This is a genomic window from Janthinobacterium sp. TND4EL3 (assembly GCF_900156175.1).
Lineage (GTDB): Bacteria > Pseudomonadota > Gammaproteobacteria > Burkholderiales > Burkholderiaceae_D > Janthinobacterium.
Genome location: NZ_FTMV01000001.1, coordinates 225,561 through 238,660, shown reverse-complemented (window position 1 = coordinate 238,660; position 13,100 = coordinate 225,561). Strand labels below are relative to the sequence as shown.

At 62.9% G+C, this 13,100-nt stretch carries 14 protein-coding genes; 7 read left to right on the top strand and 7 right to left on the bottom strand.

All coding sequences use genetic code 11. The features are described 5' to 3' along the window. Window positions 1–138: 138 nt before the first annotated feature. From BXA07_RS01085 to BXA07_RS01075, 3 genes are all read left to right on the top strand, one after another. Window positions 139–564, top strand: a complete 426-nt coding sequence (locus BXA07_RS01085) for an organic hydroperoxide resistance protein (RefSeq protein ID WP_034752862.1) — start codon at window positions 139–141, stop codon at window positions 562–564. A 99-nt stretch (window positions 565–663) separates the two neighbouring features. Next, a complete protein-coding gene (locus BXA07_RS01080; protein ID WP_076564869.1) occupies window positions 664–1,131 on the top strand; it encodes a GNAT family N-acetyltransferase in 468 nt (155 codons plus the stop codon). Then, entirely contained in the window at window positions 1,128–1,799 is a 672-nt protein-coding gene (locus tag BXA07_RS01075; RefSeq protein ID WP_076564867.1) for a Dph6-related ATP pyrophosphatase, read from the top strand. The genes BXA07_RS01080 and BXA07_RS01075 overlap by 4 nt, the downstream gene beginning before the upstream one ends. 73 nt (window positions 1,800–1,872) lie before the next feature. On the opposite strand, the gene BXA07_RS01070 is transcribed toward BXA07_RS01075, so the two are convergent. Next, window positions 1,873–2,334 (bottom strand): FKBP-type peptidyl-prolyl cis-trans isomerase, encoded by a 462-nt coding sequence (locus BXA07_RS01070; protein WP_076564865.1) that lies wholly within the window; start codon window positions 2,332–2,334, stop codon window positions 1,873–1,875. 167 nt (window positions 2,335–2,501) lie between these two features. Next, window positions 2,502–4,379: a potassium transporter Kup gene (locus tag BXA07_RS01065; RefSeq protein ID WP_076564863.1), complete on the bottom strand. Its 1,878-nt coding sequence runs from the start codon at window positions 4,377–4,379 to the stop codon at window positions 2,502–2,504. Between the two features lie 238 nt (window positions 4,380–4,617). On the opposite strand from BXA07_RS01065, the gene rarD reads away from it, so the two are divergent. Next, complete coding sequence (rarD, locus tag BXA07_RS01060) at window positions 4,618–5,502, top strand: EamA family transporter RarD (RefSeq protein ID WP_076564861.1); 885 nt, start codon at window positions 4,618–4,620, stop codon at window positions 5,500–5,502. Between the two features lie 97 nt (window positions 5,503–5,599). Further along, entirely contained in the window at window positions 5,600–7,267 is a 1,668-nt protein-coding gene (gene ettA, locus BXA07_RS01055) for an energy-dependent translational throttle protein EttA (protein ID WP_076564859.1), read from the top strand. 72 nt (window positions 7,268–7,339) lie between these two features. Here ettA and BXA07_RS01050 read toward each other — a convergent pair whose 3' ends face one another. Continuing rightward, complete coding sequence (locus BXA07_RS01050) at window positions 7,340–7,921, bottom strand: porin family protein (RefSeq protein WP_076564857.1); 582 nt, start codon at window positions 7,919–7,921, stop codon at window positions 7,340–7,342. A 226-nt stretch (window positions 7,922–8,147) separates the two neighbouring features. Here BXA07_RS01050 and BXA07_RS01045 point away from each other — a divergent pair, with 226 nt between their 5' ends. Continuing rightward, entirely contained in the window at window positions 8,148–8,729 is a 582-nt protein-coding gene (locus BXA07_RS01045; RefSeq protein ID WP_076564855.1) for a putative pterin-binding protein, read from the top strand. Between the two features lie 72 nt (window positions 8,730–8,801). On the opposite strand, the gene BXA07_RS01040 is transcribed toward BXA07_RS01045, so the two are convergent. After that, a complete protein-coding gene (locus tag BXA07_RS01040) occupies window positions 8,802–9,164 on the bottom strand; it encodes a hypothetical protein (protein WP_076564853.1) in 363 nt (120 codons plus the stop codon). A 298-nt stretch (window positions 9,165–9,462) separates the two neighbouring features. Here BXA07_RS01040 and BXA07_RS01035 point away from each other — a divergent pair, with 298 nt between their 5' ends. Then, window positions 9,463–10,917: a sensor domain-containing diguanylate cyclase gene (locus BXA07_RS01035; RefSeq protein WP_076564851.1), complete on the top strand. Its 1,455-nt coding sequence runs from the start codon at window positions 9,463–9,465 to the stop codon at window positions 10,915–10,917. 1 nt (window position 10,918) lies between these two features. On the opposite strand, the gene BXA07_RS01030 is transcribed toward BXA07_RS01035, so the two are convergent. Genes BXA07_RS01030 through BXA07_RS01020 form a run of 3 tightly spaced genes read right to left on the bottom strand, consistent with a single transcriptional unit; the run spans window position 10,919 to window position 13,099 of the window. Further along, window positions 10,919–11,746, bottom strand: coding sequence for a Rossmann-like and DUF2520 domain-containing protein (locus BXA07_RS01030; RefSeq protein ID WP_076564849.1), 828 nt, complete (start codon window positions 11,744–11,746; stop codon window positions 10,919–10,921). 9 nt (window positions 11,747–11,755) lie between these two features. After that, window positions 11,756–12,343: a DUF924 family protein gene (locus BXA07_RS01025; RefSeq protein WP_076564847.1), complete on the bottom strand. Its 588-nt coding sequence runs from the start codon at window positions 12,341–12,343 to the stop codon at window positions 11,756–11,758. A 15-nt stretch (window positions 12,344–12,358) separates the two neighbouring features. After that, window positions 12,359–13,099 (bottom strand): MgtC/SapB family protein, encoded by a 741-nt coding sequence (locus BXA07_RS01020; protein ID WP_070313099.1) that lies wholly within the window; start codon window positions 13,097–13,099, stop codon window positions 12,359–12,361. Window position 13,100 lies beyond the last annotated feature (1 nt).

Sequence of the window (13,100 nt, the reverse complement as noted above, 5' to 3'; positions counted from 1 at the left end):
ATTAAATAGTGCGCGATATATATTGAGCACATGGACGCCGGAATTGCTTCTTCAGACGGACATCCTGAGGCCACGGCCCACGAAACAAGTAGCACACTATTTAGTCGTTAACTATTTAATTTACTCAAGGAAACCATCATGTCGATCAAACAAGTCCTGTACCGCGCACAAGCTACCGCCACCGGAGGCCGCGAAGGCCGCGCCGTGTCGTCCGACAATGTGCTGGACGTCAAGCTGACGACGCCGAAAGAACTGGGCGGCAATGGCGCCGTGGGCACCAATCCGGAACAGCTGTTCGCCGCCGGCTACTCGGCCTGCTTCATCGGCGCCATGAAATTCGTCGGCGGCCGCGACAAGATCGCCGTGCCGGCAGACCTGTCCATCGAAGGCAATGTCGGCATCGGCGCCATCGAGACGGGCTTCGGCATCGAAGTGGAACTGAAGATCTCGCTGCCGGGCATGGAACGCGCCGCCGCCGAAGCGCTGGTCGCCGCCGCCCACATCGTCTGCCCGTACTCGAACGCCACGCGCGGCAATATCGACGTCACCCTGACCATCGTGTAAGCCGTCCTGATCCCATAGAAGCCGCGGCGCCGCAAGGCCTCGCGGCTTTTTTGCGCCAGCCGTTTACAATAGCCGCCTCCCCCCACCTTTGGAGCACGCATGATCACCTGGCAATGGCAAAGTTTTGAAGAGCTGGACAGCCACGCGCTGTACCAGGTGCTGGCCTTGCGCCAGCGCGTGTTCGTCATCGAACAGCAGTGCATTTATCCGGACCTGGACGGCCATGACCAGCAGGCCATGCACTTGCTGGGCTGGCAAACGGTCGATGGCCAGCGCCGCCTGGCCGCCTATCTGCGCGTGCTGGCGCCGGGCGCCAAGTATGTGGAAATGTCGCTGGGCCGCGTGCTGACGGCGCCCGAGGCGCGCAGCACGGGCGCGGGCAAGCAGTTATTGCTTGAAGGCATCGCGCGTGCGCAACGCCAGCACCCGGGCCATGCCATCCGCATCGGCGCCCAGCAGTACCTGGAGCGCTTCTACCAGTCCTTCGGCTTTGTCACCGTCAGCGCACCGTACGATGAAGACGGCATACAGCACGTCGACATGCTGCGCGCGGAGACAGCGGCATGACGACGGCACTGATTTCCTGGAGCGGCGGCAAGGATTCCTGCCTGGCCCTGTGGCGCGCGCGCAACGCCGGCATCGACGTGCCGCTCCTGATCACGGCCATGGATGAAGATGGCCGCAAGTCGCGCTCGCACGGCGTGCCGCCGGAATTGCTCGCCGCGCAGGCAAGCAGCCTGGGGGCGCGCCTGCAGCGCTATCACGCCAGCTGGGCCAGCTACGAGGAGCAATTTATCGCCATGCTGCGCGCGGCGAAAGACGCAGGCATAGACCACGCCATCTTCGGCGACATCGACCTGCAGCCGCACCGGGACTGGGAAGAAAAAGTCTGCGCCGTGGCCGGCCTGACGGCGCACCTGCCCCTGTGGGGCGAAGGACGGCGCGCACTGGTCGATGAATTCCTCGCCGCCGGCTTCAAGGCCATCGTCGTGTGCATCAATGGGCGGCACCTGCCACGCGCATTTTGCGGGCGCGAGTTCGACGCCGCCTTTTTGGCCGACCTGCCGCCCGGCGTCGACGCCTGTGGCGAAAACGGCGAATTCCACACCTTCGTCTACGACGGCCCCGCCTTCAGCACCCCCGTGGCGCTGCGCCGCACGCAAGTGCTGCAATATGACGCGCCAGCCGACCTGGGCGGCGCCACTTATTACTTCCAGGAACTCGCCCCCGCCTGAGGCGTAACGGGGCCGCCAAGCAAAAAGGGCGATTCCGTGGAATCGCCCCTGGTATAAGCTGCCTTGCGTGTGCTTACTTTTTCGTCACGCCGATCAGCTTGACTTCAAACAGCAAGCCGGCATAGCCGGGAATCTTCGGCGGGCTGCCCACTTTGCCATAACCGAGGTCATACGGAATGGCCAGGGTGCGGGTACCGCCCACCTGCATGCCGACCAGGCCGCGATCCCAGCCCAGGATGACCTGGCCGACGCCCAGGACGAATGGGAAACCTGCGCCTGGCAGGCTCGCATCGAACTGCGTGCCCTTGTTGCCCGGCTTGCTAGCGTCATACAGCCAGCCCGTGTAGACCACGTTCAGGGTATCGCCCGCCGCCGCCGCCGTGCCGGTGCCGGCCACCACATCGGTAATGGTCAGTTCTTTCACCTGCGTATTCGGATCGAGCACGAGCGGCTTTTCCGTGTTTGCGGCGGCGCCGCAGGCAGTCAGGGCCACGGCACAGGCAATCGTGGCGATCATTTTAAATACCGATTTCATGGTTTCCCTTTAAATATTGAGTGTGGCTCGATCCGTACGGTGCGGACCGGTGCGAGCAGCAGTTTAACAGGAGTCGCCAGCCGCATTTGTAAGCAGACGTAAGCACGGCGGAAGATTGTGCGCCAATACAACATTGACAAAACAATCATTCCGCAGCGCCGTCGGGCCTAGATTTCGACCTGCGTGCCCAGCTCGATCACCCGGTTGCTCGGGATCTGATAGTAGTCGGCCGCCGTGCGCGCATTGCGCGACATGGTGACGAACAGATGCTCGCGCCACGGCATCATGCCGGCGCCCGGCGTCGAGATGATGGTCTGGCGGGCGATAAAGAACGACGTTTCCATCATCTCGAAATCGAGTCCCTGCTCCGCGCAGCGGGCCAGGGCCGCCGGGATATCGGGCTCATCCTTGAAGCCGTAATGCACGTTCACCTGGAAGCACTGGTGGCCCAGATCCAGCACGCGCACCTGCTCGGACGGCGCCACCCACGGTTCCTCATGCATGAAGACGGTGAGGAAGATCACGCGCTCGTGCAGAACCTTGTTGTGCAGCAAGTTATGCAGCAGCGCATGCGGCACGCCGTCCGTCTCGCCGCGCAGGAAGATGGCCGTGCCGGGCACGCGCAGCGGCGGCGCGATGAACAGCGACGAGAGGAAATCGTCGAGCGGGATCGCATGTTTTTCCAGGTTCTGGAACACCAGCTGGCGGCCCCGCTTCCAGGTCAGCATGACGATGAACAGGATGGCGCCCAGCAGCAGCGGGAACCAGCCGCCGTGGAACAGTTTCAGGGCGCTGGCCGAGAACAGGCTGACGTCGATGACGAGGAAGAAACCGGTGGCGGCCCAGCACAGCAGCAAATTCATCTTCCAGCGGTAGCGGATGACGAAGAAGGTCAGGATGGTGGTCGCCAGCATGGTGGCCGTCACCGCAATGCCGTAGGCGGCGGCCAGCTTTTCCGACGAGCCGAAACCGACGACGGCCATCAGCACGACGGCCAGCTGCAGCCAATTGACGGCGGGGATGTAGATCTGGCCGATTTCGCTTTCCGACGTGTGGCGCACGCGCATGCGCGGCAAAAAGCCCAGCGCGATGGCTTGCTTGGTCATCGAGAAGGTGCCGGAAATGGTGGCCTGCGAGGCGATCACGGTGGCCATGGTCGACAAAATCACCAGCGGATACACGCTCCAGGCGCCCAACTGCTGGTAAAACGGATTCGAGATGGCTTCCGGATGCGCCAGCAGCAGGCCGCCCTGGCCCAGGTAGTTCAATGCCAGCGCGGGGAAGGCGATCAGGAACCAGGCCATGCGGATCGGCTTCTTGCCGAAGTGGCCCATGTCCGCGTACAGCGCCTCGGCGCCCGTCAGCGCCAGCACCACGGCGCCCAGCGACAGGAAGGCGATGCGGCCATTGTCCAGCAGGAAAGCCACCGCATGCAGCGGGTTGACGGCGGCCAGGATGGCGGGCGACTTGATGATGTTGACCACGCCCATGCAGGCCAGCGCGACAAACCAGATCAGCATGATGGGGGCGAAGAAGCGGCCGATGCCGGCCGTGCCGTGCGACTGCACGGAATACAGGGCCACCAGCACGGCGATCGTCAGCCACACCACGTAGGGACTGAAGGCGGGCGTGGCCACTTCCAGGCCCTCGATGGCCGACAGCACGGAAATGGCGGGGGTGATCACGCTGTCGCCATAGAACAGGGTGGCGCCGAACACGCCGATCACCATCAGCGGCACGTGCCAGCGCGACGACTTGCTGACGGACGACAGCACCAGCGCCATCAGGGCCATGATGCCGCCCTCGCCGCGGTTGTCGGCGCGCAACACCAGGGTCACGTACTTGAGCGAGACGATCAGCGTCAGGCCCCAGAAGATCAGCGAAACGATACCCAGCAGATTGTTATGCGTGACGGACAGGCCGTGGGTCGGGTCGAATACCGTTTTCAGGGTGTACAGCGGACTGGTGCCGATATCGCCGTAAACGATGCCGACGGCAGCCAGTGTCAAGCCGACCAGGCTGCTTTTTTTGTGTTCCGACGTCAAGATTGCACCCGTTTTTGTTTTGTTGCATCGCACAATATGATAGGTATTAGCAAATAGCAAGAGTATTTTTGCATGGTTCCGCAGCTGCCCCAAGGTCATTGTTTTATGCCGCTGCGCCAGCTTGCGCCAGCGTGCGGACGTTGATTTGCTGCCATTCTACGCCTCGCCAGCGGCGCCGGGCAGCCCCATGTGTTTTCAGCGATAATGACAGACTGTCTACTCTGAAGCGAACGCCATCATGAATCCCGGCATGCTGTACGCCTCCCTCGCCTTCCTGTGCTGGGGCCTGTTTCCCCTGTATTTCCATGCCATCGATGACATCGCCCCGCAGGAAATCCTCGCCAACCGCATGGTCTGGTCGCTGTTGTTCCTGGGTATCGTGCTCACCGTGCGCCGCCAGTGGAGCTGGCTGGGCACCTTGCGCGGCCAGCCGAAGGTGGTGGCCAGCTTCATCGCCAGCGCGTTTTTGCTGTCCGCCAACTGGTTCATCTATATCTGGGCCGTCAACAATGGCCATGTGGTCGATGCCAGCCTCGGCTACTTCATCACGCCCTTGATCAATGTCATGCTGGGCTTTTTGCTGCTGCACGAGCGCCTGCGCCGCCTGCAGTGGCTGGCCATCGGCCTGGCCGCCTGCGGCGTGGCCTGGCTCACTTGGCAGGCGGGGCAGGTGCCATGGATCGCCCTGCTGCTGGCGGCCACCTTCGGCGGCTATGGCTTGCTGCGCAAGACGGCCGCGCTCGGTGCGCTGGAAGGCCTGTCGTTCGAAACCCTGATCCTGTTTCCCCTGGCGCTGGCCTACATGCTGTGGCTGGCCTGGCATGGCCAGAGCGGCTTCGTCAACACGGAGTCGGGTGCCACGCGCGCCCTGCTGCTCGCGTCCGGTCCCATCACGGCGATTCCCCTGCTGCTGTTCGCGGCCGGCGCGCGGCGCCTGCCGCTGGCCGTGCTGGGCTTGCTGCAATACATCGCCCCCACGGGCCAGCTCCTGATCGGCGTGTGGGTCTTCCACGAATCGTTCACCCACGAACGCATGCTGGGCTTCCTCGTCATCTGGACAGCGCTGGCCCTGTATGCGGCCGAAGGCCTGTGGACGGCGCGCAAAAGCCGCGCCGCCGCCTGAGCCTGCCCCCGGCGTCCGTTTCCGCAGCGCGCAGCGCTGGCCGGAAGCGGGCGTTTACCGTATCCTGTCCGTCTTTGTATATCACCCGAGATTTCTAATGGCAAATTACGTCTACACCATGAATCGCGTGGGCAAAATCGTCCCGCCCAAGCGCCAGATTCTGAAAGATATTTCCCTGTCCTTCTTCCCAGGCGCGAAGATCGGCGTGCTGGGCCTGAACGGCTCCGGCAAATCGACCCTGCTGAAAATCATGGCCGGCATCGACACCGACATCCAGGGCGAAGCCGTGCCGATGCCGGGCCTGAACATCGGCTACCTGCCGCAGGAACCGCAGCTGGACCCGGAAAAGACCGTGCGCCAGGAAGTGGAATCGGGCCTGGGCGAAGTGTTTGAAGCGCAAGCCAAGCTGGAAGCCGTGTACGCCGCGTATGCCGAGGAAGACGCCGATTTCGACGCCCTGGCCACGGAACAGGCACGCCTGGAAGCGATCATCTCGACCTCCGACGGCGGCAACCTGAATTTGCAGCTGGAAATGGCCGCCGACGCGCTGCGCCTGCCGCCCTGGGACGCCAAGATCGGCGTGCTGTCCGGCGGTGAGAAGCGCCGCGTCGCGCTGTGCAAGCTGCTGCTGTCGAAACCGGACATGCTGCTGCTCGACGAACCGACCAACCATCTGGATGCGGAATCGGTGGACTGGCTGGAACAATTCCTGCTGCGCTTCCCCGGCACCGTGGTGGCCATCACCCATGACCGCTACTTCCTCGACAACGCGGCCGAGTGGATCCTGGAGCTGGACCGCGGCCACGGCATCCCATGGAAGGGTAACTACTCGACCTGGCTGGACCAGAAGCAAGCGCGCCTGAAGCAGGAAGAGGCGACGGAATCGGCGCGCCAGAAGGCGCTGCAGAAGGAACTGGAGTGGTCGCGCCAGAACCCGAAAGCGCGCCAGGCCAAGTCGAAAGCCCGTCTGGCCCGCTTCAACGAACTGTCCGAGCACGAATACCAGAAGCGCAATGAAACGCAGGAGATCTTCATTCCCGTGGCTGAACGCCTGGGCAATGAAGTCATCGAGTTCAAGAACGTGTCGAAGGCCTTCGGCGACCGCCTGCTGATCGATAACCTGAGCTTTACGGTGCCGCCAGGCGCCATCGTCGGCATCATCGGCCCCAACGGCGCCGGTAAATCGACCCTGTTCAAGATGATCACCGGTAAGGAAACGCCGGACAGCGGCGAAGTGGCCATCGGCCAGACGGCGCGCGTGTCCATCGTCGACCAGAACCGCGATAGCCTGGCCGACAACAAGACCGTCTTTGAAGACGTGTCCGGCGGCGCCGACATGCTGACCGTAGGCCGTTTTGAAATGCCGTCGCGCGCCTACCTGGGCCGCTTCAACTTCAAGGGCTCGGACCAGCAGAAGCAGGTGGGCAACCTGTCCGGCGGCGAACGCGGCCGTCTGCACCTGGCGAAAACCTTGCTGATGGGCGGCAACGTCCTGCTGCTCGATGAACCGTCGAACGATCTGGACGTGGAAACCCTGCGCGCGCTGGAAGACGCCTTGCTGGAATTTGCCGGCAGCGTCATGGTCATCTCGCATGATCGCTGGTTCCTCGACCGTATCGCCACGCACATCCTCGCCTTCGAAGGCAATTCGCAGGTCACCTTCTTCGACGGCAACTATCAGGAATACGAAGCCGACAAGAAGAAACGCCTGGGCGAAGAAGGCGCCAAGCCAAAACGTATCCGCTACAAGCCTTTGACCACGTAATTTCGGTCCGGCCATGCAAAAAGGCAGTTACCTCGCGGTAACTGCCTTTTTTTTCAGCAAACTTCCGGTACATTAGAAGTTGTAGCGCGCACCCAATGCGAGACCGGTCGCCTTGTGGCCCTGGTCAGCGCTCTTGCCGAAGTGTTCCACTTCCGCCGTCAGCGAGACCTTCTCGTTGATCGCGTACTGGGCGCCAACGGAGGCATACACGCCCGTCTTGTTCTCGCCCGTCACGCCGGTCGACAGGCCCGTGCCGCTCAGGCTATTGTTCACACGTGCCACGCCGAGCTTGCCGAACACGCCCACCTTGTCGCTCACGGGCATGGTGGCCTTGCCGGCCAGATAGTAGCCGTGGGAATCGCTTTTCACGGCACCGTTGCCGGCGCCCGTGACATAGCTGTAATCCTTGCTGCCGAAATCGGCGTAGCCGCCCTCGACCGCCCAGGTCTTGTCGAAATCGTAACCGGCGAAGATCTTGGCGCCAGCCTTGTAGCCGCTGTGATTATCGGCGCTGGTGGCGCCAGGGATATCGAAGTTGTAGCGGTTGCCCGTGACGCCAGCGCCCACATAGGCGCCTTCGGCGTGCGCGGCGCTCATGCCGGTCAATGCGGTAACGGAAGCGATCATTGCAAACAGGATTTTCTTCTTCATCATGTTCTCTCTCTCTCAATTAGTGAATGTGCCTGGATTCGCAGTTCAGCGAAGTGCGATGACTACACATTAACAGCCGAAAAAAACTACGTCTTTCTCCATTTCGTAAGAACTGTGACAAGATGTAAGCGCACATTCCATACTGACAATAACCGTAAAATACGCACTGTTGAGCGAACTTAAGATAGACTTAAGAACATTAGCGATTTCCAGTCAAGAGGAGAGGTGCATGCACAAACGCCAGTTTCTCGCCGCCGCCATGGCCGCTGCGGCCCTGCCGGCCATGGCCCGGGCGGCGCCCGCCGGCCTGCGCGGCCCGGCCCTGCTGACCGTCACGGGCAGCATCGACAAGCCGAACCGGGGTCCGTTCGACGCCGTGCGCGACCAGATGATGCACAAGCAAAAGATCAGTTTTGAACGGGCGCGGGCCTTCGATTTTGCGGCGCTGGTGAATTTGCCGGCCCACACGATACGCCCCACCCTGGAATATGACGGCAAGGCGCACGCCTTGCGCGGGCCGCTGCTGGTCGATGTATTGAAGGCGGCGGGCGCGCCGCAGGACGACGCCGTGCGCCTGCTGCTGCGCGCCGTGGACGGCTATGCGGCGGCGCTGACCATGGCGCAGGCGCGCGCACAGCGTTTTATTGTCGCCACCCACCTGGACGGGCAGGCGATGGCGCTGGGCGGCCTGGGGCCGCTATGGGCAATTTACGATGCCGACCGCATCGCGGCCGTGGCGGCGCTGCCCCTGGCCGAACGATTCAGCAAGTGCCCGTGGGCGCTGTACCACATCGGCGTGGAGGCGGGGTGAGGCGGCTGGCAACGCCAAGCACACCGTAGCGGACGGCCGCACAGCGCGATGCGCAGCAGGTTTTGCAGGCGTTCAGGCGTAGGCTTCGGCCATCGACATGACGCGCGGCGCGATGGCAATGCCATGTTCCTCGAACAGGGCCGTGATGGCTGCCAGGTTGTGCGTGCACTCCTCGGTTTTCCAGCCCTTGAAAATATCCGTGCCGTCTTTCTGGAAGTGCAGGTCCAGCACCTTGCCCGCATCCTTGTGCAGATAGGGTGAACTGTAGGTGTTTTCGAAGCCGAGCAACCTCAGTTGCCCCAGCAAGGCGTGCGGCGGATTGTCGGGATCGGTGGCAAGGAAAACGCCGAAGGTCTTGCCGGGCGGCTTGGCCGCGATATCGACTTCATAGATCCCGGGCGCCTTGCTGACGGACGTACTCTTTAAAAATAACATGAAACACTCCCTGCGCGTGATGTCCTGCGCCTGAAACGGGCGGCATGACAGGGGCGATGCGCGATGATTCCCTTTGCCAAATCTTATTGCTAATCGGCATCTTTGTCGACAAATCGGCAATTTTATTTGGTAAATCGTGGTTATCCTGTTGCGTCTGGCGCCGCATCTTGCCAGGAAAGCTAGTTATCATTGCATCAATACCCGGCCTGCTGCATACTTTTGGCTTGCGTAACGATCGCCCAGCCCCATACGCCTGGGCCTGCATCCGCGCGTCCCGGCCAGCCTACCCACGTCCCCCATGCGTCTTCTGTCGATCAAGTACCGCCTGCTCATCCTCCTGACCCTGATCCTCGGGGCGGGCTTCATGGCCACCAGCCTGGCCAGCTACCTGGCCTCGCGCCAGGCCATTGAGCATGGCATCGCCGACCAGACCTTGCCTTTGACGGGCGACAATATCTATTCCGAAATCCAGAAGGACATGTTGCGCCCCGTCTTCATCTCCTCGCTGATGGCGCATGACACCTTCGTGCGCGACTGGATACTCGCCGGCGAAAGCAACCCGGCGCAGATCGTGCGCTACCTGGCAGAAGTGAAAAAAAAATACGGCGCCATCACCAGCTTTCTCGTCTCGGACAAGAGCAGCAAATATTATTATGCGGAAGGCACCCTGAAATCCGTCAGCCCGGAGGCGACGCGCGATATCTGGTATTACCGCGTGCGTGCCATGGACAACAGCGACTATGAAACCAATGTCGACGTCGACATGGCCAACCGCGACAGCATGACCATCTTCATCAACCACCGCGTCTACGACTACGACGGCCAGTTCATCGGCGCCACGGGCATCGGCCTGACCCTGGACACCATGAGCCACATCATCGACCGGTATCAGGCACGCTTCCACCGCAACATCTATTTTGTCGATGACACCGGCGCTCTGGTGCTATCGGGCAAGACCATGCGCAATGGCCACGGCAATATCCGCAAATTGCCCGGCGTGAACGCCATTGCCGAACAGATCATCAATCACCAGAGCGAGCCGACGCACCTGTCCTACGAACTGGGGCGCGCGCAAATCCTCGTCAATTCGCGCTACATTCCCGAACTGGGCTGGTACCTGGTGGTCGAGCAAAACGTCAGCGACGAGGTCAAGTCGCTGCAGGGCGTCTTCATCCTGAACCTGGCCATCAGCTTTGGCGTGACCCTGCTGGTGCTGGGATTGACCTTGCTGACGGTGAACCGCTACCAGCGCCGCATCGAGCGCATTGCCTCGACAGACGCGCTGACGGGCTTGCTGAACCGCCAATCGCTGGAATTGCTGTTTCAGCGCGCTATGTTATTGTCCAAGCGCAATGCGCAGCCCATGTCGGCCATCCTCTTCGATATCGATTTCTTCAAGCGCGTCAACGACACCCACGGCCACCTGTGGGGCGACAAGGTGATACGCGGCGTGGCGGACGTGGCGCGCGCCACCGTGCGCGAAAGCGACGTCATCACGCGCTGGGGCGGCGAGGAATACCTGGTGCTGCTGAATAACTGCAACCTGGCACAGGCCGTGGAAGTCGCTGAAAACCTGCGCGCCGCCGTCGAACGCCACGATTTCGGCCTGCCCGAGCCGCAACTGCCCGTGACGATCAGCCTGGGCGTGGCCGAGTACCGGCCAGAGGAAAGCGAATCGGCCTTTTTTTCACGCGCCGACAGCGCCCTGTATCAGGCAAAACAAGGGGGACGCAACGGCGTGCACGCCGCCTGAGTCATTCCCCGCGCTTGCGCCGGGCCAGGTCTTGCGTGGGCGCCACCAGGGCCCGGTACAGTTCGCCCGTGGCGGCATCCCACTGCTGTACCGCCTGCAACTGCCGTTGCACGGTGGCCGAGTCGCCCCGTGCGATGGGGCCGGACAGCGCCGGCGCGGCGCCCAGGCGGAACACGTTCGCCACCGCTTCCGTCACCAGGGGCTGCGCCAGTTCGCGCGCCACCGGCTCGGGAATGCCGGCCGCCTGGTAGGCGCGCAAAGCGGCATCGAGCACCGTCACCAGGTAATTGCTGGCAAACACGGCGGCGGCGTGATACAGGGTCTTGGCGGCCGGATCGATGGGCACGGGACGCGCGCCGATGGCGTTCAAGGCCGGCGTGAGGAAAGCGAGCGCCAGCGGATCGCCTTCCACGCCGCAAAACGTGCCGTCAAAGGTGGCGGCCACCTGCTGCGGGTCGGCGAAGCTGCGGATCGGGTGCGCGCTGGCCACCGACGCGCCAGCCTGCGTGGCCGCCAGCAGCACATTCGAAGCCAGCGCGCCGCTGCAGTGGAACACGATCGCGCCCGCCTGCCGTCCTTCGGCTACCAGCGCCGCGCACGCGGGGCCGATCTGGTCGTCGGAGACGGCCAGCAGGGTGACGTCGGCATGGCGCAAGGCCGCGTAAGCGTCCACGGGCGTGCCGGCGCCGATGAAATCGACAGCTGCCTGTGCCGATGCCATCGAGCGCGTCAGCACATCCTGCACGGCGATTCCGTCCACGCCGGCGAATAAGCGGCCCAGCACCTTGCCCACATGGCCGGCGCCGATGATATTGAGGGTCACGTTCATGGTAATTGTCTAGAAGCTGGAGCCCGGCTGGCGCAGGAATTCCAGCTCTTCCGGCGTGGAAGCGCGGCCAAGGATGGCATTCCGGTGGGGGAAGCGGCCGAAGCGGGCGATCACTTCCTGGTGCCGCTGCGCATAATCAAGCATGCTCTCGAAACCCGGCTGCGCCTGCGACAGCAGCTGGAACAGCTCGACGGCGCGCGCCTGCATGGCCAGGTCTTCCGCATGTTCGAACGGTAAATACACGAAGGCGCGCAGCATCGGCGGCAGTTGCCGGTCGAGTCCCTGCTGCGTCAAGGCGACGGCCAGCGCCAGCGCCCGGGCGTCGCCGGCAAAGGCGCGCGGCGTGCCGCGGTATACATTGCGCGTGAACTGATCGAGCACGATGAGACGCGCCAGCGCGCCGTGCGGCGTCGCATCCCATTCACCCAAGGCGCCGGCTATGGCGGCATCGATCAGCGCGCCGAAACGCGCGCGTATCTGCGCGTCGAAGCCGTCATCCTTGCGGAACCATTCCGCGCGCGACTGGCCATAGCCAGGGTGTTCCGGCGGCAAAAACCAGAAATCGAGTACCGCTTGGGCCTGTGCATCCATGTTCATCGTGTGGACATCCGTTTAATTGCGTGCATGCGACAGCTGGAAGCCGGCGATGCCGTCGAAGGCGGCCAGTTCGGCCGACATGGCCGACAGGCTGGCGCCCGTGTTCTTGCCGTGCGCGATGGCGACGAAGCGCCATTCCTGCATGCCGTCCGTGCTGCCGATGGTCAGCGAGCCGCCGGCGATGTCGTAGCCGCGCTTGGCGGCCATGCGCCGCAGCGCATCCTCGCGCGGGATAAACCCTTGCTTGAAACGCATGGTGATGGCCACCGCGTGGCGCGACGGCAGCCAGTTTTCCAATTTTGACAGAAAAATCATCGCCATCGCGCACAGGAAGGCCAGGCCCATGGCGGACAGATAAAAGCCGATGCCGACCATGATGCCGATCACGGACGAGGCCCAGATCGAGGCGGCCGTCGTCAGGCCGCTGATATTGAAGCCTTCGCGCATGATGACGCCGGCGCCCAGAAAGCCCACGCCCGTGACGATGCCCTGGATGACGCGCGTGGGGTCGCTGCCGACGATGGCGCCATGGCCGCCGTACCAGAACTCGGGATAGCCGCCCAGTACCGTCAGCGCGGCCGAGGCCATGCAAACCAGGCTGTAGGTGCGCATGCCGGCCGCGCGCCCGTGATACGAGCGCTCATAGCCCACCAACAAGCCCAGCAGCAGCGCACCCAGCAGGTTCAGCAGGATCACGCCATTCGTCGCCAGCTCGGCCGGCGACCAGTAGGCACGCAGGAAGTCGATGGTCGGCATG

What these genes read in the sequence shown, in the direction of transcription:
- BXA07_RS01085 (WP_034752862.1), top strand. Translation starts at nt 139, where the DNA reads ATGTCGATCAAACAAGTCCTGTACCGCGCACAAGCTACCGCCACCGGA.
- BXA07_RS01080 (WP_076564869.1), top strand. Translation starts at nt 664, where the DNA reads ATGATCACCTGGCAATGGCAAAGTTTTGAAGAGCTGGACAGCCACGCG.
- BXA07_RS01075 (WP_076564867.1), top strand. Translation starts at nt 1,128, where the DNA reads ATGACGACGGCACTGATTTCCTGGAGCGGCGGCAAGGATTCCTGCCTG.
- BXA07_RS01070 (WP_076564865.1), bottom strand. Translation starts at nt 2,334, where the DNA reads ATGAAATCGGTATTTAAAATGATCGCCACGATTGCCTGTGCCGTGGCC.
- rarD (WP_076564861.1), top strand. Translation starts at nt 4,618, where the DNA reads ATGAATCCCGGCATGCTGTACGCCTCCCTCGCCTTCCTGTGCTGGGGC.
- ettA (WP_076564859.1), top strand. Translation starts at nt 5,600, where the DNA reads ATGGCAAATTACGTCTACACCATGAATCGCGTGGGCAAAATCGTCCCG.
- BXA07_RS01050 (WP_076564857.1), bottom strand. Translation starts at nt 7,921, where the DNA reads ATGATGAAGAAGAAAATCCTGTTTGCAATGATCGCTTCCGTTACCGCA.
- BXA07_RS01045 (WP_076564855.1), top strand. Translation starts at nt 8,148, where the DNA reads ATGCACAAACGCCAGTTTCTCGCCGCCGCCATGGCCGCTGCGGCCCTG.
- BXA07_RS01040 (WP_076564853.1), bottom strand. Translation starts at nt 9,164, where the DNA reads ATGTTATTTTTAAAGAGTACGTCCGTCAGCAAGGCGCCCGGGATCTAT.
- BXA07_RS01035 (WP_076564851.1), top strand. Translation starts at nt 9,463, where the DNA reads ATGCGTCTTCTGTCGATCAAGTACCGCCTGCTCATCCTCCTGACCCTG.
- BXA07_RS01030 (WP_076564849.1), bottom strand. Translation starts at nt 11,746, where the DNA reads ATGAACGTGACCCTCAATATCATCGGCGCCGGCCATGTGGGCAAGGTG.
- BXA07_RS01025 (WP_076564847.1), bottom strand. Translation starts at nt 12,343, where the DNA reads ATGAACATGGATGCACAGGCCCAAGCGGTACTCGATTTCTGGTTTTTG.
- BXA07_RS01020 (WP_070313099.1), bottom strand. Translation starts at nt 13,099, where the DNA reads ATGCCGACCATCGACTTCCTGCGTGCCTACTGGTCGCCGGCCGAGCTG.